Raw genomic sequence first — 22553 nt, forward strand, 5'->3', positions numbered from 1 at the left:
GCGAGGCGGAGGAAAACGGATTTTGGTAAAATTAACGCTTCTGCGCATAAAAGCTTAAAAGCGCGAAAGAAAATTCCCGGGAAACTCTTTTAAATACGGGCGACTTATGAGACAATGTTGAAATGTTGAGCAGTGAACCACATTGACGAGGTGATAGAAATGCAACCGAAACAAAGTATCGTCAGCCTGCCTGTCTACCAGCCCGGCAAACCGATCGAAGAAGTCAAACGCGAATTGGGCTTGAAGGAAGTCATTAAACTGGCATCGAACGAAAATCCGTTCGGCTCTTCGGAGCACGCGAAAGCCGCTATTATGAAAGAACTTGAACACATCAGCATATATCCCGACAGCTTCAGCACGGACCTGACCGCCGCGGTCGCCGCCTACCTCGGCGTCGAGCGGGACCAGATCATTTTCGGCGCCGGCTCCGACGAAGTCATTCTGATGCTCGCGCGGGCATTCCTGACGCCGGGCGACGAGACGGTCATGGCGGACGAGACATTCTCGCAATACCGCCACAACGCGGTCATCGAAGGCGCGACGATCGTCGAAGTGCCGCTGAAGGACGGCGTGCACGATCTGACCGCGATGCTCGCGGCGATCACGGAACGGACCAAGATCGTCTGGGTGTGCAACCCGAACAACCCGACGGGCACGATCGTTCGCCATGCCGAGCTGGAAGCGTTCGTCCGCCAAGTGCCGTCGAACGTCATCGTGGCTCTGGACGAAGCGTACATCGAATACGTGACGGACGAGGCGTTCCCGGACAGCCTGGCGCTGATGCGCGAATTCAAGAACGTGATTCTGCTTCGCACGTTCTCCAAAATTCACGGTCTCGCGTCGCTTCGCATCGGTTACGGCGCCGCTCATGCCGATCTGATCCGCATGGTCAATCAAGTGCGGGAACCGTTCAATACGACGCGGATGGCGCAAGCCGCGGCCGCGGCGTCGCTTGCCGACACGGATTTCGTCGGCGGCTGCCGGGACCGCAACGCGGCGGGCCGAGCTTACCTATACGACGAATTCGACCGTCTGGGTCTGCATTACTTCGAAGCGCACGGCAATTTCATCATGGTCGACGTCAAAATGCCTTCCGCCCAAGCATTCGACGGCCTGCTGCGCCGCGGTGTGATTTCCCGCGCGCGCTGGGCGCATCACCCGACCTACATCCGCATTACGATCGGCAGCCCGGAGCAGAACGAAGCGTTCGTCGCGGCGCTCGAGGCCGTGCTGACCGAAGCGGCGGTGCTGGGGTAACGCCATGACGAAAATCGCGATATTCGGCGTCGGCTTGATCGGCGGCTCGCTCGCGCTCTGCTTCAAAGGCAAGCCGGGCATTACGGTCGTCGGCCATTCCGTGCGCGAATCTTCCGCAGCCAAATACCTCGAGCGGGGCGTCGTCGATCATGCGACGACGTCTCTTCGCGAGGCGGCAGAAGGGGCGGACTTTATTTTTCTGTGCGTGCCCGTGGGCGCATTGGACCAGTACGTGCAGGATTTAAGCCGGATGAAGTTGAAGCCGGGCTGCATCGTGACGGACGTCGGGAGCACGAAGGCGTCGGTCGCTTCGGCCGCCAGACAAGCCCGTCTCGGCGACGCGGTGTTCATCGGCGGGCATCCGATGGCCGGATCGGAACGGGCGGGCGTGGAAGCCGCGTCGCTCTACCTGTTCGAGAACGCCTTCTACGTGCTGACCCCTGATCCGTCGACGCCGCGGCAGTACGTCGATCAATTGACGCAGCTCCTCGCGTACACGAAGGCCAACATCGTACACGTCAATCCCGAAGAGCACGACGAGATCGTCGGCGCGATCAGCCATCTGCCGCATATCATCGCGGTGGCGCTCGTGAATCTCGTGCGCGGCTTCAACGCGGACAACCCGCTGTACGGCCAGCTGGCCGCGGGCGGATTCCGCGACATCACGCGCATTGCGTCCAGCGACCCCGTCGTCTGGCGCGACATTCTTATGAACAACCGCGACGTGCTGCTGGAGCTGCTGAAAGCGTGGCAGGCGGGCATGGACCGGTTCGTCGGCATGCTCGAAGGCGAGAACGGCGAAGCGGTGGAGCGGGCTTTCCGGGAAGCCGGGATCTTCCGAAGCCAGCTTCCCGAACGGCGGAAAGGCATGATCCATTCGGTCTACGAATGTTACATCGACGTGCCCGATCATCCCGGCATTATAGGGAAGGTCGCGACGGAGCTCGGCAACAGCGCGATCAACCTGAGCAACGTGCAAATCATCGAGAGCCGCGAGGATGTGCCCGGAGTACTGCGCCTGAGCTTCCGGAAGCAGGAAGATTTGGACCGCGCGGTGGAGCGTCTGGGCGAAATCGGCTACGCCGTTCATTTTTAAAAATAATCGTAAATCATTTGAAAACGCTTATTGACAAAATGAAAACGGATACATATAATAAAGGTACAGTATGGTTTCTCTCCACTCCTATCCAAATCCATCGCAGATCTTTGCGGGGCCGCCCTTGGGCGGTCTTTTTTTTGTCTTTTATTAGCTTAATTGAAACCTTTCGCCGGTTCGTTACGTCGATTACCAGTGCCGGGCCATCCGGACTACGGGATCTTTGAGAAACTTTTACCCCACGACCTTTCGCCGCATGTTACAATCGATGTTGTTTATGTAAAAATGTGGGGAAATGAAACGTGTCGAAAGAAGCAGGAATTTGGTTTCATTCCTCGAAATAGATAGAGAAAATAGCACGGATCACAAAATTTTTACGATCGCGCAACTTTTTCCTCCCGTGTCGGTACAATGTATAACCGATCCGGGAGCACTCCTATGGCCAAGGAGGGTCGCCCGCGATGACCGATTCCCAGCTTATACGCGAAATCAAGGATGGCAACATACAGCTGTACTCGGAGTTGATGCGGCGCTACCAACGAAAAATCCTTGCCTTCATCTTTCACATGCTGAAGAGCGCGAAGCTCGAACTGCTGGCGGAAGACCTTTGCTCGGAAACGTTTTACAAAGCGTATCGCAGCCTCCATTCGTTCAGGGAAGTCGATGCTTCCTTTTCAACATGGCTGTACACCATCGCTAGAAATACGGTGCTCAGCGAGCTGAGAAAACAGAAGGCCGGGAACGTATCCTTCGAAGAAGTCGGATTTACCCCGGTCGCGCCGCCTGATGCCGTCCCGGAACAACGGCTGCTGAAGAACGAGCGGATGTCGATGGTGCGGGAAGCCATCAACAGCCTGCCGGAGAAGCAGCGCTCGGCGCTTATTTTACGCGAGTACGATCAACTGGATTATCAGGAGATCGCTAATATCCTCGGCCAGACCGTCAGCTCCGTAAAATCGCTTCTGTTTCGTGCGCGCAGCAGCGTCAAGGTTCAGCTGGAACCGTATTTCGGCGAATCGCCAATGCTGGAAGAGTACGAGGGGATGAAAATGCGATGAACTGCCAGGATGTACAGGAATCGTTCGGCGTCTATTGGGATTTGGCCGAAGACGACAGCGAACGTCTGCTCGTGGATTTGCATCTCCAAACCTGCGAGGCGTGCAGGGAGGAGTTTCGGATATGGGAAGAGAGCGAACAGCTGATTCGCGTCTTCTCGGAAGATGCCGACGAGATCGGTCCCGTCGATCACGTCAACCATGGCGTCATGGACCGCATTTATTCGGAACAGTCCTGGTTCATGCCGGTGACGAACCGAACCTATCAATTTTCCAAGACGTTCCGCCGGAACGTCACGGCGATTATCGCGTGCTGCCTGGCGATGTTCGTGGTCGGATTGTTCTACGTCGTAACGGGCAATCACGATGCGTCCACCGTGAACGTGGCCAAGCTGACCGGGTTGATTGAACCGGCGGACGCCGCCAGCGACCCCGACATCATTCAGAACGCGTTTTACGCCGACGTGCCGGTCGCCAGCATCAGCGATCCCATCGTGCTGAATATCGTGCCGACGGTTCCGCAATACTATGTTGCGTTATCGCTGCTCGGCATCATTATGACGCTGCTCATTTTAAACTGGTTTTCACGAACGCGCAGCTGACGCATACATATTGAATACGGGCAAGAACTCGACTCCGGCGTTCCGCGCCGGAGATCTTCATTGAAGGAAGGTAGACGGTTTGCGAATCGGACTCATTCGCCACGGTCAGACGGCTTGGAACGAGCTTGGCAAAATCCAGGGCCAAACCGATATTCCGCTCAATCAGGAAGGGGTTCGGCAAGCGCGGGCGCTTGCAAACCGCCTGACGACGGAGCCGTTGAAGTGGGATGCGGTCGTCTCGAGCGATCTCATGCGCGCGCGGCAAACCGCCGAAATCATCGCGGAGGCGCTCGGCATACCGCTGCTCGAACCGGACGCGCGGCTGCGCGAGCGGTATTACGGCGACGTGGAAGGCACGACGGAAACGGACCGGCTGTCGCGTTGGGGCGCGGACTGGAAGAAGCTCGACCACGGCCAAGAGAACGATGAGCAGCTGCGGACTCGCGCGCTGGCGTTCGTCGAGGAAGCCGCCGCTTCGATGCCGGATCGCGACCTGCTGGTCGTGACCCACGGCAGCCTGCTGTCGCAGCTGCTGCGGGCGATGTACGCGGACTTGGAGGATAAGCCGATTCACAATCTTTCGTTTTCGATCATGGAACGTTCGGGTCTCGGGTGGATCCCGCTGCTTCATAATTGCACGCAGCATTTGGAACAACTGCAAGATTGCCGATAAGTTCTCTTGTCGACAGCCGCTATTCTCGCAACGGAGCGAGATTGGCGGCTGTTTTTTCGTTGCGATCGGCCGCGCGTTCAAGGCGAAACGCTGGCGCGGGAAGCGCGCGGCATGAACTTTTCTCCCAACCGGGGTTATAAAAAACGGCAATGTTCCCATAATGGTAGTACACCTGCAAGAGAGATGGGAACGGAGGGCGGCAGATGAAATTAGCGGACATGCTTAGTTATGCGGACATCGGCCAACTGAGCCGAATCGCGACAACCTATCAATGCGAATGCAACGGAAACTCGAAACACGAGTTAATCCAGTCGATTCTGTCGACGGTCAATCGCCGCGACGTGTTCGAAGCGCAAATCGGCGCCTTGAAGCTCGAGGATTTGAGGTTCATGAATTCGCTGCTGTTCGATGCGCGGGATGCCTTCAGTCTGGAGGAATTAGTCGCGCGGGTGCAACTGAGCCGGTTCGGTTCGCCAGCCGGGCAGCAGGCGTCCTCGGGTGCCGCGCCCAGCGCGAACGAGTCCGCGCCGGCCGCCAAGAAACCGGCAGCGAAGTCACAAGCTTCGGGCAAGCGGCCGGCAAAATCGAAGACGTCGGCGAAGGACCGGCCCGAACCGGAAACCGGGCCGCGGGAGACGATTTCCCGGTTCAAGCAATACGGCTGGCTGTTCAACGGCTATGCCGGCCCGGAGCGCTACCTCTTTCAAGTGCCGAGCGACTTGAAGGAGCGGTTCAAGCAGTCGCTGGAGCGCCGCTTGATCGCGGGCGCGGTCTACGCGGACGACGAGCCCCACGCCTACCGGGACGAACAGATGCTGATGGGGGATGACGTGGCGCAGCTGCTAACGTACATCCATTTAAATGAAGTCGCCCTCACGACGGAAGGCACGATGTACAAGCGAAGCGTCATGCAGCTGCTGGAGCTCTTCGGGGTCAAGGAGCCGCTGCCGGGCAAAGGAGAATGGCGGTTCGGCTACGGGCGGAAAATCAAAGAGTACCCGAACCGCTTGTCCCTGCTGTACGACTACTGTTACTACAAAGGCTGGATCGTCGAGCAGAACGAGGTGCTGGAGCTGTCGCCGGCGGGCAAGGAGCGCCAGGCGCTGCGGTCGGCGGAGCCGCCGGACAAGCTGTATCAATTCTGGCTGCGGCTGTACAGGGGACCGATCCCGAATATTCGCTCGCTCGTTTATTGGATCGACAAGCTGGGGAATAAATGGGTGAAGATCGACACCGTCCTCTCGACGCTGAAGCCCTATGTGAAGCCGTTCTATTACGACCAGCCCGAAACGATTCTCGAGCAGCGGCTCATCGGCATGATGCTGCATCTCGGATTGCTTCGCATCGGCGAGCACGCCGAGTTCGGGCAAGTGCTGCGGATGACGCCGCTCGGCCGGACGATCGTGGCGGGACAAAGCCTCGACGACGAGGCGATCGTACTGAACGGTTAGCCGCCGGGGCGTGACGGATGCCGCCGGGCTGAAGCACATTCGTTCGGCGGCGGGCCAACGTCCTTAGCTTCTTTCAAGTACGTTGAATATGATTTAGTAGAGCCGATACCCTCCCCGAACGGGAGAATCGCACTTACTTGAACCACCTATATGCTTTCACTTGGTCGCCTGCGGGAGTCGTCGGCACGGACAGATTAGACGATCGGCACGGAGAAAAGAAGACGATTGGGAAGCAAGAGGCGTAAGGAAAGGAATATAGGATCTCTTAAACGCTCAGTTGGAGGTGGAGGTGTATCCTATGGACAAAATGAAACTCTCTTACGAAGTCATGCTGGGACTTGCCGCGGAAATGCTCCTGGACGAAGCCGTACTCAAATTTCGCATGGATAAGCTGTACGCCGAGATCGATACGGCGCTGGCCTCCGGCGACAAGGATACCTTTCAGCGGTTGACGGACGAGTTGAAGTCGCTGCACGTTTGATGTCGATGGCGGCGCGCCCCGCGCGCAGCGCAAGCAGGCCGATCGATTACATGATGCCAGGATGTCGGGGCGAAAGCTTCGATGGTCCTGGCATTTTTTGCTCCGAGGGCCCGGCGGGGAAGGCGCGGAAATTTTCTTTCATTATAGTAGGGATACCTATGGTATATTGAATAGAATGGATTTTGCCGAACATACATATCCTAATGACCGGAGGAGCGGGAAAACAAATGAAATTCAGCGAATTAAACGCAGAGCAGTGGGCGGAGCTTCAACCGTATCTCGATACGGCGGTGCTGCCGGTAACGGGACTGACGGGCGCGGAAATGCCGCACGAAGCGACGCGGAAGCTCGAACGTCTCCGCGACGTGCTGCTTACGATCGAACAGCCGTTCAAAGGAAGAATCGTCACGTACCCCGCCATCCAGTACGGCGCGCGGTCGCCCGAGCTTGCCGAACAGCTCCGAGAGGTATGCGGCAATCTGCGTACGGCCGGATTTACATACATCATTCTGGCCTCGGCCGTTCCGCTACCGCCCGCCGAAGCATGCGGCGCGGACCTGTCCGTCGGTCCGGACGAGGACGGCGAATCGCCAGAACCGGGAGCCGTCAGCGAGTCCGTTCGCAAGCTTTGGCTCGGTCGCGCCTGATTCATCGGCTGGACAAGCTTGCATCGTTTTGCATAAGGTGACAGCGGATTGGGTAAAACAAATTCCAGACAAGGTCAATTGTGACAAATTGATAACAATTGACAAATCCCAATTTGAACTGTCCATATATTCGATTGGCAAATTCTTGACGCTCCATATCACCTAGGCTATTATAAGTAATGTCCTAGTTCATCGTTTGTTTTGCCTTCTCCGGCAGAACACAAGATATGGCTCAGCAAAGGGGGTAGAACAGAAGATGAGTAACCATGAACACGATAACACGCACGGCGCGGTGAAACGCAACGGGATGTCGCGGCGTCAATTTTTGTCGTATACGCTCGGCGGCGCAGGCGCTTTCATGGCAGCGGGTATGACGCTTCCGATGATCCGCTTTGCGGTAGATCCGATCTTGCAAAAAAAAGCGGCCGGTACGTGGATTAAAGTCGTAGAAGAAACAAAAATTACGAACGAACCTCAAGAATTCAAGTTCAAAATCCACCAGGTGGACGGCTGGTATGTCAGCGACCCTGAGCTGACGGCCTGGATCTCCAAAGGGCAAGACGGCAAACCGTTCGCGCTCTCTCCGGTTTGTAAACATCTTGGTTGTACGATCGGCTGGAACACGGAGAAGAACGAGGAGTATGTTTGCCCATGCCACGGCGCCCACTACACCAAGGACGGCAAGAATTTGGTCGTCGCGCCTAAACCGCTGGACGAATACGACTTGAAGGTCGAGAGCGGCTGGGTTTACCTCGGTCCGATCAAAGCCAATACACGGGTATAAGGAGGCGTAACAATCAGATGATGAAAGGTATCTACAACTGGATCGACGAACGTCTAGATATTACGCCGATGTGGAGGGACGTCGCGGACCACGAAGTACCGGAGCACGTCAACCCTGCTCATCACTTCTCCGCATTCGTGTATTGCTTCGGCGGCTTGACGTTTTTCATTACGGTCATTCAAATTTTGTCCGGGATGTTCCTGACGATGTACTTCGTGCCGGATATCATCAATGCGTACAAGAGCGTTGACTTCCTGCAGCACAAGGTTGCGTTCGGCGGCATCGTGCGGGGCATGCACCACTGGGGCGCGAGTCTCGTTATCGTCATGATGTTCCTTCACACCTTGCGCGTGTTCTTCACGGGCTCCTACAAAGCGCCGCGCGAAATGAACTGGGTGGTCGGCATGCTGATCTTCTTCATCATGCTGGGTCTCGGCTTCACGGGCTACCTGCTTCCGTGGGACAACAAAGCCTACTTCGCGACGAAGGTCGGCATTCAAATCGCCGAATCGGTGCCGTGGATCGGTACATACATTAAAGAGCTAATGCAAGGCGGCGAGATCGTCGGCGCGGAAACGCTGACGCGGTTCTTCGCGATTCACGTCTTCTTCCTGCCTGGCGCGCTGCTCGCGCTCCTCGCGGCCCACTTCTTTATGATCCGAAAGCAAGGGATTTCGGGACCACTCTAAGCCGAAAGGAGGCATTCTGCGAATGGCACACGGTCATAAATCGAACGAAAAAGTCGTATTCGTCGGTGACTCCCGGGTTCGTAAGAAGTCGGCTCCCGGCCCCGTGACCCCACCGGATTATTCTTCTTATCCAGGCAAATCGGAAGCTTTCATCCCGAACTTCCTGTTGAAGGAATGGATGGTCGGCGTCGTGGTGCTCGTCGGCTTCCTCGTGCTGACGATTTCCGAAGCGGCTCCGCTCGGCTATCCGGCGGACCCGACGAACGCGGCTTTTATTCCGATGCCGGACTGGTACTTCCTGTTCCTGTATCAATTTCTGAAATTGCAATACGTGTCGGGCAGCTACGTCGTGCTCGGTACGGTCGGCGTTCCGGGCATCGCCTTCGGTTCGCTCTTGCTGGCGCCGTTCCTGGACACGGGCAAAGAGCGCCGCTTCTACAGACGTCCGATCGCGTCGCTGCTGATGTTCATGTCGCTGATCTCTTGCTTCTACCTGACGAAGCAGTCGTGGGATCACTACCAGCACGAGCTGAAGATCACGAACACGATTCCGGAACAAATCCTCCGGGAAGAGAAAGCGCGCGAAGCCGCGGAAGAAGCGGCGAAAGCCGGCCGTCCGGCAGGCGAACCCGCGCCGGAAATTCCGCTGGTCGACGCCAAGGATCCGGTCGTAAGCTCGCTGGTCGAACAGAAAGCGCAATGCGTCATGTGTCACGGCGCGGACTTGAAAGGCAACGAAAGCTCGGGCATCCCGTCGTTCCACGGCATCGGCGACAAGTTCAGCAAAGAAGAGCTGGTCGACATCGTGACGAACGGCAAGAACAACATGCCGGCCTTCAAGGATAAGTTGACCGCCGATGAGATCGATCAATTGACGACTTGGCTCGCGAAACAAAAAGCGCCTGCAAAATAAGGCATTGAAAGATCCAAAACCTGATCGTTCCCACGATCAGGTTTTTTTGCAACAATGCCTGAGTTCAGGACGAGGAGGATTGACGTGAAAGCAGCCGTTCTGCCGTGGAGCCGCGATTTCTTGACCAATCGCACGATATTGTGGCTTCTCTTTATCGTCAACACGTTAGGGACCCTATACGGCTATTACTGGTATGGCAATCAGATGGCGTATACGGTGGAGACGCAATCCGCCTGGCAGGTCGTCTTCGTACCGGACAGTCCTACCGCCAGCTTGTTTTTTACGCTGTCCTTGCTCTTCTTATTATTCCCGCGGCTCTCGGGTTCCGGTACCGTAGGCTTGACGGTCCGTTCGATCATCGAAGCGCTCGGCGTCGTCACGTCGATCAAATACGGCATTTGGGCGGTCACGATGATCATGGCGGGCGGCGCGCAGGGCGATCAGCTGCAGTGGGAGCATTATATGCTCATCGTTTCCCATCTCGGCATGGCGTTCGAGGCAATGCTGTTCGTCCGTTATATGGTATTCGGACGGTTCATGGCGTTCTTGGCGCTGCTGTGGCTGCTGCTCAACGATACGATCGACTATACCTTTTTCGTGTTTCCCTGGCTGCCGGACGTGCTCGAAAACGATTTGTCCGCCATCCAGACGTTCACGATGGGGTTGTCGGTGTTCAGTCTGTTGATCACATGGCTATTAATCGCCTACCGCAAGGTCTAAGATGGGACATCCCCCCATACGATGGTAATAGGGGGGATGGTCATGAAGGCATCATCGTTCATTGCGCTGGTTTGCGCCGGGATTTGTTTCCTTCTGGCGTCGGGTTGCAGCCTGAAACCCGCGCAATTCGCCGCGTCGGCTGCCGACGCAAGTCCGGAAAGCGCGGACGCGGACAACAATTCGTCGCTGGAACGGCTCAGCGCGTGGTCGGATGCCTTTTATGCGGCGGCGAACCGCTCGAACCGGCAGGAAGCGTACGTACTGCTGCAGCGCATCGAAGGCTTGGCCGCCGTGCCCGAAGTACGCGGCACCGGCACGCCGGTCGGCTGGCAGGCGTTCGACCTCAGCCTGCAGGCGGCCAAGAAGGCGATGCCCCAAAAAGGAACGACCACGCTTTGGTATACGGAAGCGGCCCGGCTGAAGCTGGCCAGCGATGCCGTTTTTCGTCCGAAGTCGCCGTTATGGCTCCAATACGAAGAGATTTTGAAGGATGATGCGCAGCGGATTCGGACGAGTTGGCAATCGCAAAGCGAGGATCGGGCCTTGGCGGCCGAAGCGGCAATCGGAATTTACCGCGAGCATGTCGACCGGCTGGAGGTAGCGGCGCTCATGCAGCGGGATCCCGGTTCGATCGAAACGGTCAAGGAACGCATCGGGTATATCAAAGGGGTCGTGACGGCCGTGGAAAACGGCCAGATGCGGCCGGAATCCGTCTTATCGGCGCTTGACGGCCTGACGTCGGCCGCGAGCGCGCTGTTCCGCGATCCGAATGAGATCGGCGAGGCCGCTGCTGCGGAAGCGCTTCCGCCCGGCATGACCGTGGGACAGCAAAGGCATGGCTCCATGCTGATCGGGGAAATGTTCATTGCCGCTTTCGTAATGGGCGTGCTCGGGTTCATCGGCTGGCGCAAATATCGGAACGATCGAAACGGAAGCATTCCGTACTCGCGCAACAAATTTTAAACGGCATGTCGCTGCATCGGCGAATGAAAAAATAACCGGCCCTCTGGGCCGGTTATTCTTCTTTGAAGCCTTCCCCGAGCACGTCGTGCACGTCGTTGATGACGATGAACGCGCGCGGATCGACGCCGCGGACGATCGCGCGCAGCAGCCGGATTTCGTGCCGCGCCACGATGCAGTAGACGACCTGTTTCGGCTTGCCCGAATACGCCCCTTTGGCCGGGAAGAGCGTGACGCCGCGATCCATTTCTTGGGTGATTTTACGGCCGATCTCATCGCCGAACTCCGTGATGATCGTGAATTCTTTCGCCGCGTAGGCGCCTTCCTGGATGAAGTCGATCATTTTGGAGGCGATGAAGACGGCGACGAGCGTGTACAATACCTTTTCTTTCGGGATATAGAGCAGCGACAAGGCGATGATGGCCACGTCGAGCGTGAGGATGACTTGTCCCATGCTCCAGCCCTTCAGCTTGGCGGCGATGCGGGCGACGATGTCGACGCCGCCGGTCGTCCCGCCGAAGCGGAACACGATGCCAAGGCCGACGCCCAGCGTGACGCCGGCATAGAGCACCGCGAGTATGTAATCGTTCGACGTGCGGAACGGTACGATCCACCCCAGCGCGATGAACTTCTCCATGAGCGCCAGAAAGACCGAGAGCGAGATGGCTCCGAACACCGTGTAGCCCGTATGGGAACGGCCCAGAATGCGCCAGCCTATAATGAAGAGCGGGATATTCAGCACGAAGGTCGAGATCGACAACGGCCAGCCGAGCGCGTAATTGAGCAAGATCGCGATGCCGGTGACGCCACCCTCCATCAATTGATTGGGAAGCAGGAAATAATGCAAGCCGAACGCGTAAATCGCGGTCCCCAGCATAACCGGGATCAGATTGCGAAGCAGCTGCGTAACGTTCGTTTTCAACGGGAACCCGGCTCCTTTCGAGGAATGGTGCAAAGATGAAGGCTATAACATAGTATGTCTCTTTCCCGGGAAAGTCAAAAGCATTGTGTTCGGAAACGGTTTGATATAACATATGTAGGGAAACCTCATGCACAGAGAGGAGCTTGGACGGTGTCGCAAAAGTCGCTCGCGGACATACAGAAAGAGGTTGACGCATACATATCGCAGTTCAAGGAAGGGTATTTCAGCCCGCTCTCGATGCTCGCCCGGATGAGCGAGGAAGTGGGAGAATTGGCGAGGGAAGTCAATCACCGCTTCGGGGAAAAGCCGAAGAAAGCGGACGAGGCGGACAATTCCATCGAGATGGAGCTCGGCGATATTTTGTTCATCGTCGTTTGTTTCGCCAATTCGCTCGGAATCGACCTGGCGGAAGCCCATGACCGCGTCATGCATAAATTCAATACGCGCGACGCCGACCGCTGGACGAGAAAAAACGTCGAACCGTAATCCGGCTTCCTACATATGCTGTTACCATCAACCTGTGTACAAGGAGGATGGGCGGATGGACGTAGAGAGCTGCGTGAAGAAAGCTTACGAAGCCATCCTGAACGGCGATTACGAGATGGCGATTCAGCGGTTCGAGGAAGCGATCGAGCTGGAACCGGATAACGGCGCGGTATATTATAAATGCTCGATTACGTGCGCTCGCAGCGGGAAATGGCAAAAGGCGCTGCAGTACGCGGAGAAGGCCGTGCAGTTGGATGCCGGCCATGAGGAGTACGGCTATCACTTGCAGACGGTGAAAGCGAAAGCCCTGGTCAGCGAAGCGGCGCAGCTGCTGACGCAATCGCCAGCGGATATAGACCGCGCGCTAACGATGCTGATCGAAGCGTCGCGGATGGATCCGCTGAACTTGGAGGCATTGCTGCTGCTGGGTTCGGCTTACGCTTCGCTGCGGCGGTACGATGAAGGCGCGGCTTACGCGCGGGAGGCCGTACGGCTCGATCCCGAGCATGCCGCGGCGCGATCGCTGTATGCCGAGCTGAGACGAAAGGGCAGGGCCCTTCGCGCGTACAGCCTGCGAAGTAAACGGAAAAGGAACAGGTGACCCAATGGCAGCGGAACAAATTCGAGTAGCAGTAACGGGAGCAAACGGGCGGATGGGACGTGAAGTCGTCAAGATGGTGCTTCAGGACGAAGGACTGACGCTGGCGGCGGCGGTCAGCCCATCCGCCGGTCCCGTCGACGCGGGAACGCTTGTCGGCTTGCCGCCCTGCGGCGTTAACGTACAAGCCGATCTTGAAAGCGCGCTTAAAAGCGCCGAAGCGGACGTATTGGTCGATTTCACGGTTCCGCACGCGGCTTACGGCAACACGAGCCTCGCGATCGCGCACGGCGTACGCCCGATCATCGGCACGACGGGGCTGACGCCGGAGCAAATGGCCGAACTGGACGAGCTCTGCAAGGAAAAAGGGCTCGGCGCGCTGGTCGCGCCGAACTTCTCCATCGGCGCGATCCTGATGATGAAATTCGCCGCGCAGGCCGCCAAGTATATGCCGCACGTCGAAATCATCGAATATCACGGCGACCAGAAGCTGGACGCCCCGTCCGGCACCTCGATCAAAACGGCGGAGCTGATTTCGGAGGCGCGGCAGGAGCTGCGGCAGGGCAATCCGAACGAGAAGGAAATCATCGAGGGTGCCCGCGGCGGGTATTATAACGGGTTTCGCATACATAGCGTACGGCTGCCGGGCGTATTCGCCCAGCAGGAAGTCGTCTTCGGGGGCTACGGCCAAACCTTGAAAATCCGGCACGATTCCTACGAGCGCGCGGGGTATATGCCCGGCGTGAGCGTCGCGTGCAAGAAAATCATGACCTATACCGGACTCATCTACGGATTCGAACATTTGATGGACTAGCTGTCCGGACAAGCCGGCCGCCAAGGCGGAAGAGAGCTTGAGGACACAGGAGAGGAGTGCAGCAAGGGTGAACATCGCGTTTATCGCGCACGACCGAAAGAAAGACGAAATGGTCAATTTCGTCATCGCATACGAACACGTTTTCCAAGGCCACTCCTTGTATTCGACGGGGACGACGGGCGCTAGAATCATGGAGCAGACGAAGCTGAACATCCACCGGTTCATGTCCGGTCCGCTCGGAGGCGATCAGCAGATCGGCGCGCTCGTGGCGCAGAACGAAATGGACCTGATCATCTTCCTGCGCGACCCGCTTATGGCGCAGCCGCACGAACCGGACATCATCGCGCTGCTGCGTCTCTGCGACGTGCAGGGCATTCCGGTCGCCACCAACGTCGCGACGGGCGAGCTGCTCGTCCGCGCGCTGCAGCGCGGCGACTTCGCGTGGCGCGAGCTCGTGCACAAGTACAAGCCGGGTGAGGCATAATGGAGGCCGTCGATTTATTGGCCTTCGGCGCCCATCCGGACGACGTCGAGATCGGCATGGGCGGCACGATCGCGAAGCATGTCGCGCAAGGATACCGCGTCGCGATCTGCGACCTGACCGAAGCCGAGATGTCCTCCAACGGCACCGTGGAAACGAGGCGGCAGGAAGCCGCCGACGCTTCCGCGGTGCTTGGTTTATCGCATCGTTCCGTACTGCGTTTGCCCGATCGGGGTTTAACCGGTTCGGATGAGCAGATCCGGGCGATCGTGGCCGAAATTCGCCGGCTGCGGCCGCGGCTCGTCTTCGCGCCGTATTGGAACGACCGCCATCCGGACCATGTCAACTGCAGCAGATTGATCGAAGAAGCGGTCTTCAACGCGAAGCTGCGCAATTATATGCCGGAGCTGCCGCCCGTTCAGGTGGAGCAAACGTATTTCTACTATATCAATGACAGCGGGGACGTCAGTCTCGTCACCGATATCAGCGATCATATCGGCACGAAACTCGCGGCGCTGCAGGCTTACCGCTCGCAATTCGCGCCGCCGGCCGAAGGCGAAGACCGGGTGCGGACGCCGCTGACCGACCGGTACATCCAGCGCGTGGAAGCGCGGGACATGCTGCTCGGCCAAACGCGGGGATGGGCATACGCCGAAGGATTTGCATTCCGGAAGCCGCATGCGGTAACGTTGTTTTAAACGGAACGCCCGTCTTGTCAAGCGTATTATATCTTGATGAAGCCGCGTTGAGCCGTCGCTCGCCGCATAGGCATAGGCATAGGTAACGAAAGAATCGGAGGTGCAGCGCATGGCTAGACGCTTAAAGATCGGCATCACCTGCTACCCGACGCTCGGAGGCTCCGGCGTCGTCGCGACGGAACTCGGCAAGTTGCTGGCCGAGAAAGGGCATGAAATTCATTTTATTACGCACAGCGTTCCGTTCCGGCTGGGCCAATTCCAGAAGAACATCTTCTATCACGAAGTCGAAGTCAACGACTATTACGTCTTCCGATATCCGCCTTACGATCTGTCGCTTGCCAGCAAAATGGCGCAGGTCGTGAAAATGCAGGAGCTGGACATCCTTCATGTCCATTATGCGGTGCCGCATGCGGTTTGCGCCTACTTGGCCAAGGAAATGGTCGGCGACGGCCTTCGCACGGTGACGACGCTGCACGGCACGGACATCACGGTGCTGGCCCAGGACGAGTCGCTCAAGGATCTGATCCGCATGGGCATCAACAAGAGCGACGCCGTCACGGCGGTATCCAAGGACCTGATCCGCGAAACGCGGGAGCTGCTCGACATCGACAAACCGATCGAGCTGACGTATAACTTCGTCGACAAACGCGTTTACTTTCCGCGGGAATGCAGCTCGCTGCGGAGCGATTTCGCTTCGGGCGACGAGAAAATCCTCATGCATATCTCGAACTTCCGGCCGGTGAAGCGGCTGCAGGACGTCGTCGACGTATTCGCCAAGGTCGTCCGGGAAGTGCCGAGCCGGCTGCTGCTGGTTGGGGAAGGGCCGGATTTGCCGAAGGTGCAGGCCTGGGTCCGCCAGCTCGGCTTGCAGGACCGCGTGCACTTCCTCGGGAAGCAGGACGACGTCGCGCAGGTCATCTCGATCGCGGACGTCATGCTGCTGCCGTCGGAGAAGGAAAGCTTCGGGCTCGTCGCGCTGGAAGCGATGGCCTGCGGCGTGCCGACGATCGGCTCCACGGCCGGCGGGATTCCCGAGCTGGTGTCCCACGGCGAAACGGGCTATCTGTCGCCGATCGGCGACACGGACGACATGGCCTACAACGCGATTCAGCTGCTGCGCAACGAAGGGCTCTACCGGAAGGTTCGCGAAGCGTGCCTGCACCGGGCCAGAACCCGCTTCTGCAACGATTTGATCACGGCCGAATACGAGCGAATCTACTATAAGACGCTCGGCATCGAAGCCGATATTCCGGAGCCGGTTTGCGAGTAAGCCAACACCCATAGCAGGAAAGGAGGGAGGGCCATGTCGATGAGCGAAGCGCTGACGAAGGCGCTCCCTTTGCTTGCCGCGCTGGAAGCGCGCGGATTCGAAGCCGTCTTCGTGGGCGGCTGCGTCCGGGACACGCTGCTCGGTCGGCCGCTGAAGGACGTGGACATCGCGACTTCCGCTTCGCCCGAAGAGGTTATCGCGGCGTTTCCGCGGACGATTCCGACCGGGCTGCAGCACGGCACCGTCACGGTCGTGCACGAAGGCGGCACCTACGAAATCACCACGTTCCGCACGGAATCGGCTTATGAACGCTTTCGCCGGCCGTCCGAGGTACGGTTCGTGACCGAATTGAAGGAAGACCTGCAGCGCAGGGACTTCACGATCAACGCGATGGCCATGCGCGCCGACGGGACGATGGTCGATCCGTTCGGCGGATGCCGGGATCTCGAGCGCGGCATCCTGCGCTGCGTCGGCGAGGCCGACGCGCGGCTGCAGGAGGACGCGCTGCGCATCGTGCGGGCCGTCCGGTTCGCGGCGGCCTACGACCTGCGGATCGCCCCCGGCACGTGGCGCGCGATCCGGCGGCATCGCGGGCTGCTCGCGCATATCGCGATGGAACGGATCGGGCTCGAGTTCGACAAAATGATCGGCGGCAGCCGACCGGAACGGGCCGGAGCGCTGCTCGCGGCGAGCGGGCTGTTGGGCTGCACGAAAGAGCCGCTTCCGGAAGCCTTCGCTTCCGCGGCGGCGGCTTACGCGGCGCTGCCCGCCCGCCGCAGGTCCGGAGCGGCGCCGCAGACGAGCGGCTTCCGCGGCCTGGCCGGTATCCCGGACGCCGAGGACCGTTGGGCCGCGCTCTGCGCGCTGCTCGGGCTCGGCGGGGACGAAGGCGCGAAGCTGTTCGGGACGCTGCGCTACGCGGCGGTCCGCGGCGAACGGCTCGCGGCGGTGTTGGCCGTTCACGGCGCCATGGCGGAGCGGGCCGAACGAGACCTGCTCGGCCTCGCCGGTTCGCCGGCGGCCGAGAACGCCGCTGCGGCCGCGCGGTTGCCGGACGATACGCGGCGCAGCTGGATTCTTGCCGCGCTGCGTCACGGACAAGCCGCCGCGCTTGCCTGGACGGGCATCGTCAAGCGCATGCCGGATTTGATCGCGGCGGGCGGACAAACCGCAGAGCAGCGATATGCCGGTCTCGGCCCTTACGCGCAAGCGCTGGAGGCGACGGTGCGGGGCATGCCCGCGGGCGCGATCCGCGACTTGGCCGTGAAGGGCAAGGAGCTGCTGGCCCTCGCGGACAGGCCGTCGGGTCCGTGGCTGGGGCAGCTGCTTCAAGGCTTGCTGGAAGCCGCGGCGCTCGGGGGCGTGCCGAACGAGAAAGCGGCGCTGCTCGCCGAAGCGGCGGACCGGCTTGCGCAAATCGACAAGCCGCAAAAAACGCGAGGTGACCATTCATGAACAATCGCCTGCTCGAGCTGCTGGAGCAGCAGGGAAGCGAACATTACATATCGGGCGAACAGCTGAGCCAAGCGCTTCAGGTCAGCCGGACGGCGATCTGGAAGCAGATCAAGAAGCTGGAAGCCGCGGGCTATCGAATCGAAGCGTCGCGCAGGCTCGGTTATCGGCTGATCGACCGTCCGTCCAAGCTGACGGCGCTCGAGCTCGGCGCCAAGCTCGGGGAGAAGGGGGTCGCGATGATCGGCGGCATCCGCTTGTTCGACGAGGTCGATTCGACCCAGAACATCGCGCAGCGGCTGGCGGAAGAAGGCGCGCCCGAAGGAACGCTCGTCATCGCCGAGCAGCAGACGAACGGACGGGGCCGAATGGGACGCAAATGGGTATCGCCTTCGGGCAAGGGCATCTGGATGAGCTTCATCCTTCGTCCCGGCATGCCGATCCATTTCGCGCCGCAGCTGACGCTCCTGACGGCCGTCGCGCTGTGCCGCGCCCTGCGCGCGGCAGCCGCGCCGCTCGACATCGGCATCAAATGGCCGAACGATTTGCTCGTCGGCGGCCGCAAAATCAGCGGCATTCTGCTGGAAACGACGGCCGAGGAGGAGCGGCTGCGCTACGTGATCGCCGGCATCGGCATCAGCGTCAACTTAACCGAGGACGATTACCCGCCGGAGCTCCTTGACATCGCGACGTCGCTGCGCATCCAGCTGGGCCGGGAGCTCGACAGAGCGGAGATCGTCGCGTCGTTCTTCGCGCAATTCCAGCAGCTGTACGCCGTGTATCAGCGGGAAGGCTTCGCGCCCATTCAGACGATCTGGGAGGCGCTGTCCGTCACGCTGCACAAGCCGACGCGGCTCATCGTCGGCGGCAAGGCAACCACGGGCACGCCGATCGGCTTGAACGACCAAGGCGCCCTGCTCGTGCGGATGGACGACGGCGCCGTCGTGCCGCTTTTTTCCGCCGAGCAGGTGCCGCCGCAGGGGTAACCGTTCATAGACGGTTCGCCGATTTAATGATATACTCGCCTTACCAGTCATGCTCATCGATGGGGCGGTATCGCGCAGCGCGCGAACCGCACCCGGGACAATGCGGCGGACCGGAATGACATCATCCGCTTCGTTTGCAAGGCAGTGCGCATTTCTGCTCTGAGCCGCCAGGGACCGAGACAGAAGGAAGCCCGCTTTAGCCAGGATGTTCCTTTTTGGATTGGAACCTTTTTAGCGGCGGCTAGAAGGTTTTTTTGTGTTGATCACATAGGACGAACGCCGATCGTGAAAGCTTAACTTAGCATGACGAACCTCGCGGACGCCCATCCAATTCTAAGGAGGACGAAGCCCATGACCCAACCGTTGACGATTACGAAGATGAAAAAAATGAAGCAAAACGGAGAGCCGATCTCGATGCTTACCGCCTACGACTATCCATCCGCCAAGCTCGCGGAGGAAGCCGGCATCGACATTCTGCTCGTCGGGGATTCGCTCGGCAACGTCGTGCTGGGGTACGACACGACGATTCCCGTGACGCTAGACGATATGGTGTACCACGCGCGCGCGGTCGCCCGCGCCGCTCGACATACGTTCATCGTGGCCGATCTGCCGTTCATGACCTACCGGCTCGGCAAGGAAACGACGCTTCGCAACGCGGCAAGACTGCTGCAGGAAGGCCATGCCCACGCCGTCAAGCTGGAAGGCGGCGCGGAGGTCGCGGACGAAGTCGCGGCTCTCGTGAAGGCCGGCATCCCGGTCATGGGGCACATCGGCTTGACGCCGCAATCGGTGCATCAGCTCGGCGGCTACAAAGTGCAGGGCAAGCTGGAGAAGGAAGCGCAGCGGCTGATCGACGACGCCAAGGCGCTTGAAGCGGCCGGGGCGTTCAGCGTCGTGCTGGAGCTCGTGACGGAGCCGCTCGCGGAAGCGATCTCCTCGGCGCTGTCCATTCCGACGATCGGCATCGGCGCGGGCCGGGGCTGCGACGGGCAAGTACTGGTGTATCACGATATTTTGCAGTACGCCTCGCCTTATTACGAGAAGCGCTTCGTGAAGACGTACGCGGATCTCGGGACGACGATCCGCGGCGCGATCGGCGCTTACGTCGCCGACGTGAAGTCGCGCGCGTTTCCGGAGCAGGCGCATGCCTTCCCGATGGAGCAGGAAGCGCTCCGCCGGCTGTACGGCGGCGCCGCCGATAACGCCGAAGAGAACGGCTCGCGGCGCGATCAGGCCGGCGCGCCCAAAGGAGGCGGACAGTCATGATCATCTGCGCGACGATCGCCGAATTGAAGGCCGAGCTCGCCAGGCGGCGCGGCCAGTCGCCGAACGGATTGATCGGGCTGGTGCCGACGATGGGCTACCTGCATGAAGGCCACGCGAGCCTGATGCGTCGCGCGGCCGACGACGGCGCGTTCACGGTCGTATCCGTATTCGTCAACCCGCTGCAGTTCGGGCCGAACGAGGATTTCGAGCGCTACCCCCGCGACTTGGAGCGGGATGCCGCGCTCGCGGAGAAGAACGGCGCCGCGCTCCTCTTCGCGCCTTCGGTCGCCGAGATGTACCCGGCGAAGCCGCTTACCCGCGTGTTGATCAGCGAGGTGACGACGAAGCTGTGCGGCGCTTCGCGGCCCGGCCATTTCGACGGCGTCGGCACGGTCGTCAGCAAGCTGTTCAATCTGGTTCAACCCGGCCGCGCCTACTTCGGCATGAAGGACGCCCAGCAGGTAGCGGTCATCCAGCAAATGGTGAACGACCTCAACATTCCGGTCGAGATCGTGCCATGCGAAACGGTCCGCGAGCCGGACGGCCTGGCGATGAGCTCCCGCAACGTCTACCTGAACGCGGAGCAGCGCGTGCAGGCGCTCGTCCTGTCGCGGACGCTCGGCGATGCGGGGAAGCTGCTGACCGAGCCGGGCATGACCGCAAGCCGCCTGGTCGCCGAAGCGACGGCGCGCATCCGAACGGCGCCGCTGGCCGAGATCGACTACGTGGAGCTGCTAACGTATCCTTCGCTGCATCCGCTCGATCCGGATCTGCCGCTTGCCGAAACCGACGCGCAGCTGATTCTCGCGCTCGCCGTCAAATTCGGCGCCACGCGATTGATCGATAACCGTTTATTTCAACCGACTGGAGGTGGCCGCCATGTTCAGAACAATGATGAAATCGAAGCTTCACCGAGCCACAGTCACTGAAGCGAACCTGAATTACGTGGGCAGCATCACCATCGACGAAGATTTGATGGAGCTGGCCGACATTTGGCCCAACGAGAAAGTGCAAATCGTCAACAATTATAACGGCGCGCGCCTGGAGACGTACGTCATCACCGGCCCCCGGGGCAGCGGCGTCATCTGCCTGAACGGCGCGGCGGCGCGGCTCGTGCAGCCCGGCGACAACGTGATCATCATTTCGTACGGGGTCATGACGGAAGAGGAAGCGCGAGCCTACAAGCCGAAGGTCGTCATCCTGGACGCGGCCAACAAGCCCGTCCAATTGACGAACGAAGAGCTGCACGCGACCGTGCTGTAACGAAAGCGCCCTAATCCCGATGCCAACGCTGTGAAACGTCTGGGTTGTAGTATGAAAAGCGGTGCCCGGGCAAAGAATGAGCATAACACTCGCTTCATTCTCTACATTACGGCGTGAAGGTGGGGGCGTATCATGTTCAAGCATGTTTTCAACACGATGCAGGACATTCTTCAAGACATCATCATTCATTATCCGCATGCCAACGACACAGAGCGCCAGCGATTGGATGAGCAGTTAGCGAAGCTGAAGCAATTCAGCGATCAATTTATCGAAGAATGGCTGCAATTCGAGGAAAAGATGGCCGACTTCCGCGACATGCAGCAGCAGTTCGGGTATGGCCCGGCCGCCGGCGAAAGCCAACCGGCCGGGGCCAGCCCCAAGGAGACGGCGTACCCGAAAATCATTTCCGCGGTGCCTCAGGCCGCCCAGCAAGCGGCGGGACCTGCGGTGGCCGGGGTCGGCTTGGCGGGAGCGGACGACGAGGAATGGGAGGCCTCGGCCGCGTTTCACCGGTCCATGTCGAAGGGTCAGGGCTACTTCAAGCTGCTGATGTTCCGGGAAGCGGCGTCGCATTTCGAAGAGGCGGTCGACCGGTCGCCCGAGAACAACCAAGCGCGATTGTTCCTCGGCATGACGTTCATGCATCTGCAGGAATGGCATGACGCCCAGCGGCACTTCCAGCTGCTGGTCGAGATCACGGAGCATCCGAGATGGCGGGCGCTCGGGCTGAACGCGCTCGGCTGCATTCAAGCGGTACGCATGAATTTGGAGCAGGCGGCCGTATATTTCGAGAAGGCGCATCAAGCCGACCCGAATTTCACCGATCCGCTCGCGAACATGCAATCCTGCGCGCAGCACGCGGGCCAACTGTCGCTTTATTTCGGAAGCGGCCAGCTGTAACTTCGAACGGTCAAGTGAGCAGGGGAAACTATCGGTCCTCGCTGAACGTTCTATAAACGAAACGCGCTGCGCCCGGGCGGCGCGGGCCG

Annotated in this window: 26 protein-coding genes; 25 read left to right on the forward strand and 1 reads right to left on the reverse strand. The window is 59.5% G+C overall.

All coding sequences use genetic code 11. The annotated features are described in order from the left end of the window. The first annotated feature begins 159 nt into the window (after nt 1-159). From hisC to I8J29_RS07935, 13 genes are all read left to right on the forward strand, one after another. On the forward strand, nt 160-1257 hold the full coding sequence (gene hisC / locus I8J29_RS07875; protein WP_208847064.1) for a histidinol-phosphate transaminase: 1098 nt from the start codon (nt 160-162) through the stop codon (nt 1255-1257). A 4-nt stretch (nt 1258-1261) separates the two neighbouring features. Further along, on the forward strand, nt 1262-2353 hold the full coding sequence (locus tag I8J29_RS07880; RefSeq protein WP_208847065.1) for a prephenate dehydrogenase: 1092 nt from the start codon (nt 1262-1264) through the stop codon (nt 2351-2353). A 461-nt stretch (nt 2354-2814) separates the two neighbouring features. Beyond that, nucleotides 2815-3411 (forward strand): RNA polymerase sigma factor, encoded by a 597-nt coding sequence (locus I8J29_RS07885; RefSeq protein WP_090637813.1) that lies wholly within the window; start codon nt 2815-2817, stop codon nt 3409-3411. After that, a complete protein-coding gene (locus I8J29_RS07890) occupies nt 3408-4010 on the forward strand; it encodes an anti-sigma factor family protein (protein WP_208847066.1) in 603 nt (200 codons plus the stop codon). Before I8J29_RS07885 ends, I8J29_RS07890 begins: the two co-directional genes overlap by 4 nt. Nucleotides 4011-4089: 79 nt before the next feature. Next, a complete protein-coding gene (locus I8J29_RS07895; RefSeq protein WP_208847067.1) occupies nt 4090-4683 on the forward strand; it encodes a histidine phosphatase family protein in 594 nt (197 codons plus the stop codon). 203 nt (nt 4684-4886) lie between these two features. Continuing rightward, complete coding sequence (locus tag I8J29_RS07900) at nt 4887-6134, forward strand: hypothetical protein (RefSeq protein ID WP_208847068.1); 1248 nt, start codon at nt 4887-4889, stop codon at nt 6132-6134. Between the two features lie 298 nt (nt 6135-6432). Continuing rightward, on the forward strand, nt 6433-6615 hold the full coding sequence (locus I8J29_RS07905) for an IDEAL domain-containing protein (protein ID WP_090637806.1): 183 nt from the start codon (nt 6433-6435) through the stop codon (nt 6613-6615). A 227-nt stretch (nt 6616-6842) separates the two neighbouring features. After that, nucleotides 6843-7262 (forward strand): DUF2487 family protein, encoded by a 420-nt coding sequence (locus I8J29_RS07910; RefSeq protein WP_208847069.1) that lies wholly within the window; start codon nt 6843-6845, stop codon nt 7260-7262. 256 nt (nt 7263-7518) lie between these two features. Further along, nucleotides 7519-8046, forward strand: a complete 528-nt coding sequence (locus tag I8J29_RS07915) for a Rieske (2Fe-2S) protein (protein ID WP_090637802.1) — start codon at nt 7519-7521, stop codon at nt 8044-8046. A 17-nt stretch (nt 8047-8063) separates the two neighbouring features. Continuing rightward, complete coding sequence (gene qcrB / locus I8J29_RS07920) at nt 8064-8735, forward strand: menaquinol-cytochrome c reductase cytochrome b subunit (RefSeq protein ID WP_090637800.1); 672 nt, start codon at nt 8064-8066, stop codon at nt 8733-8735. Between the two features lie 22 nt (nt 8736-8757). Then, nucleotides 8758-9648 carry a menaquinol-cytochrome c reductase cytochrome b/c subunit gene (locus I8J29_RS07925; protein ID WP_090637799.1) on the forward strand — a complete coding sequence of 297 codons (891 nt, stop codon included), beginning with the start codon at nt 8758-8760 and terminating at the stop codon, nt 9646-9648. An 84-nt stretch (nt 9649-9732) separates the two neighbouring features. Further along, the gene (locus I8J29_RS07930) at nt 9733-10368 is read left to right on the forward strand and encodes a DUF1405 domain-containing protein (RefSeq protein WP_338113089.1); all 636 of its coding nucleotides are present in this window, start codon (nt 9733-9735) and stop codon (nt 10366-10368) included. Between the two features lie 42 nt (nt 10369-10410). Then, complete coding sequence (locus I8J29_RS07935; protein ID WP_208847071.1) at nt 10411-11331, forward strand: sporulation protein YpjB; 921 nt, start codon at nt 10411-10413, stop codon at nt 11329-11331. 52 nt (nt 11332-11383) lie between these two features. Here I8J29_RS07935 and I8J29_RS07940 read toward each other — a convergent pair whose 3' ends face one another. Continuing rightward, nucleotides 11384-12250 (reverse strand): YitT family protein, encoded by an 867-nt coding sequence (locus I8J29_RS07940; protein ID WP_371263642.1) that lies wholly within the window; start codon nt 12248-12250, stop codon nt 11384-11386. Between the two features lie 150 nt (nt 12251-12400). Between I8J29_RS07940 and I8J29_RS07945 the strand changes: the two genes are divergently transcribed. The 12 genes from I8J29_RS07945 (at nt 12401) to I8J29_RS08000 (ending at nt 22464) form a co-directional block, all read left to right on the forward strand. Beyond that, nucleotides 12401-12736, forward strand: coding sequence for a nucleotide pyrophosphohydrolase (locus I8J29_RS07945; protein WP_256252586.1), 336 nt, complete (start codon nt 12401-12403; stop codon nt 12734-12736). Between the two features lie 55 nt (nt 12737-12791). Beyond that, nucleotides 12792-13337 carry a tetratricopeptide repeat protein gene (locus I8J29_RS07950; protein ID WP_208847072.1) on the forward strand — a complete coding sequence of 182 codons (546 nt, stop codon included), beginning with the start codon at nt 12792-12794 and terminating at the stop codon, nt 13335-13337. Nucleotides 13338-13341: 4 nt separating this feature from the next. Further along, nucleotides 13342-14148 (forward strand): 4-hydroxy-tetrahydrodipicolinate reductase, encoded by an 807-nt coding sequence (gene dapB / locus I8J29_RS07955; RefSeq protein WP_208847073.1) that lies wholly within the window; start codon nt 13342-13344, stop codon nt 14146-14148. A gap of 67 nt (nt 14149-14215) precedes the next feature. Further along, nucleotides 14216-14632 (forward strand): methylglyoxal synthase, encoded by a 417-nt coding sequence (locus tag I8J29_RS07960; RefSeq protein ID WP_208847074.1) that lies wholly within the window; start codon nt 14216-14218, stop codon nt 14630-14632. Next, on the forward strand, nt 14632-15327 hold the full coding sequence (gene bshB1 / locus I8J29_RS07965) for a bacillithiol biosynthesis deacetylase BshB1 (protein ID WP_240545972.1): 696 nt from the start codon (nt 14632-14634) through the stop codon (nt 15325-15327). Before I8J29_RS07960 ends, bshB1 begins: the two co-directional genes overlap by 1 nt. 109 nt (nt 15328-15436) lie before the next feature. Continuing rightward, a complete protein-coding gene (gene bshA / locus I8J29_RS07970; protein ID WP_208847075.1) occupies nt 15437-16597 on the forward strand; it encodes an N-acetyl-alpha-D-glucosaminyl L-malate synthase BshA in 1161 nt (386 codons plus the stop codon). A 33-nt stretch (nt 16598-16630) separates the two neighbouring features. Further along, nucleotides 16631-18052 (forward strand): CCA tRNA nucleotidyltransferase, encoded by a 1422-nt coding sequence (locus I8J29_RS07975; RefSeq protein WP_208847076.1) that lies wholly within the window; start codon nt 16631-16633, stop codon nt 18050-18052. Continuing rightward, nucleotides 18049-19035, forward strand: a complete 987-nt coding sequence (locus I8J29_RS07980) for a biotin--[acetyl-CoA-carboxylase] ligase (RefSeq protein ID WP_208847077.1) — start codon at nt 18049-18051, stop codon at nt 19033-19035. Before I8J29_RS07975 ends, I8J29_RS07980 begins: the two co-directional genes overlap by 4 nt. Nucleotides 19036-19386: 351 nt before the next feature. Beyond that, nucleotides 19387-20301: a 3-methyl-2-oxobutanoate hydroxymethyltransferase gene (panB, locus tag I8J29_RS07985; protein WP_208847078.1), complete on the forward strand. Its 915-nt coding sequence runs from the start codon at nt 19387-19389 to the stop codon at nt 20299-20301. After that, on the forward strand, nt 20298-21230 hold the full coding sequence (gene panC / locus I8J29_RS07990; protein WP_208847079.1) for a pantoate--beta-alanine ligase: 933 nt from the start codon (nt 20298-20300) through the stop codon (nt 21228-21230). The genes panB and panC overlap by 4 nt, the downstream gene beginning before the upstream one ends. Beyond that, complete coding sequence (gene panD, locus I8J29_RS07995) at nt 21181-21564, forward strand: aspartate 1-decarboxylase (RefSeq protein WP_208847080.1); 384 nt, start codon at nt 21181-21183, stop codon at nt 21562-21564. The genes panC and panD overlap by 50 nt, the downstream gene beginning before the upstream one ends. 132 nt (nt 21565-21696) lie before the next feature. Then, complete coding sequence (locus tag I8J29_RS08000) at nt 21697-22464, forward strand: tetratricopeptide repeat protein (protein ID WP_208847081.1); 768 nt, start codon at nt 21697-21699, stop codon at nt 22462-22464. Nucleotides 22465-22553 lie beyond the last annotated feature (89 nt).

This window comes from Paenibacillus artemisiicola (assembly GCF_017652985.1).
Classification (GTDB): domain Bacteria; phylum Bacillota; class Bacilli; order Paenibacillales; family Paenibacillaceae; genus Paenibacillus_Z; species Paenibacillus_Z artemisiicola.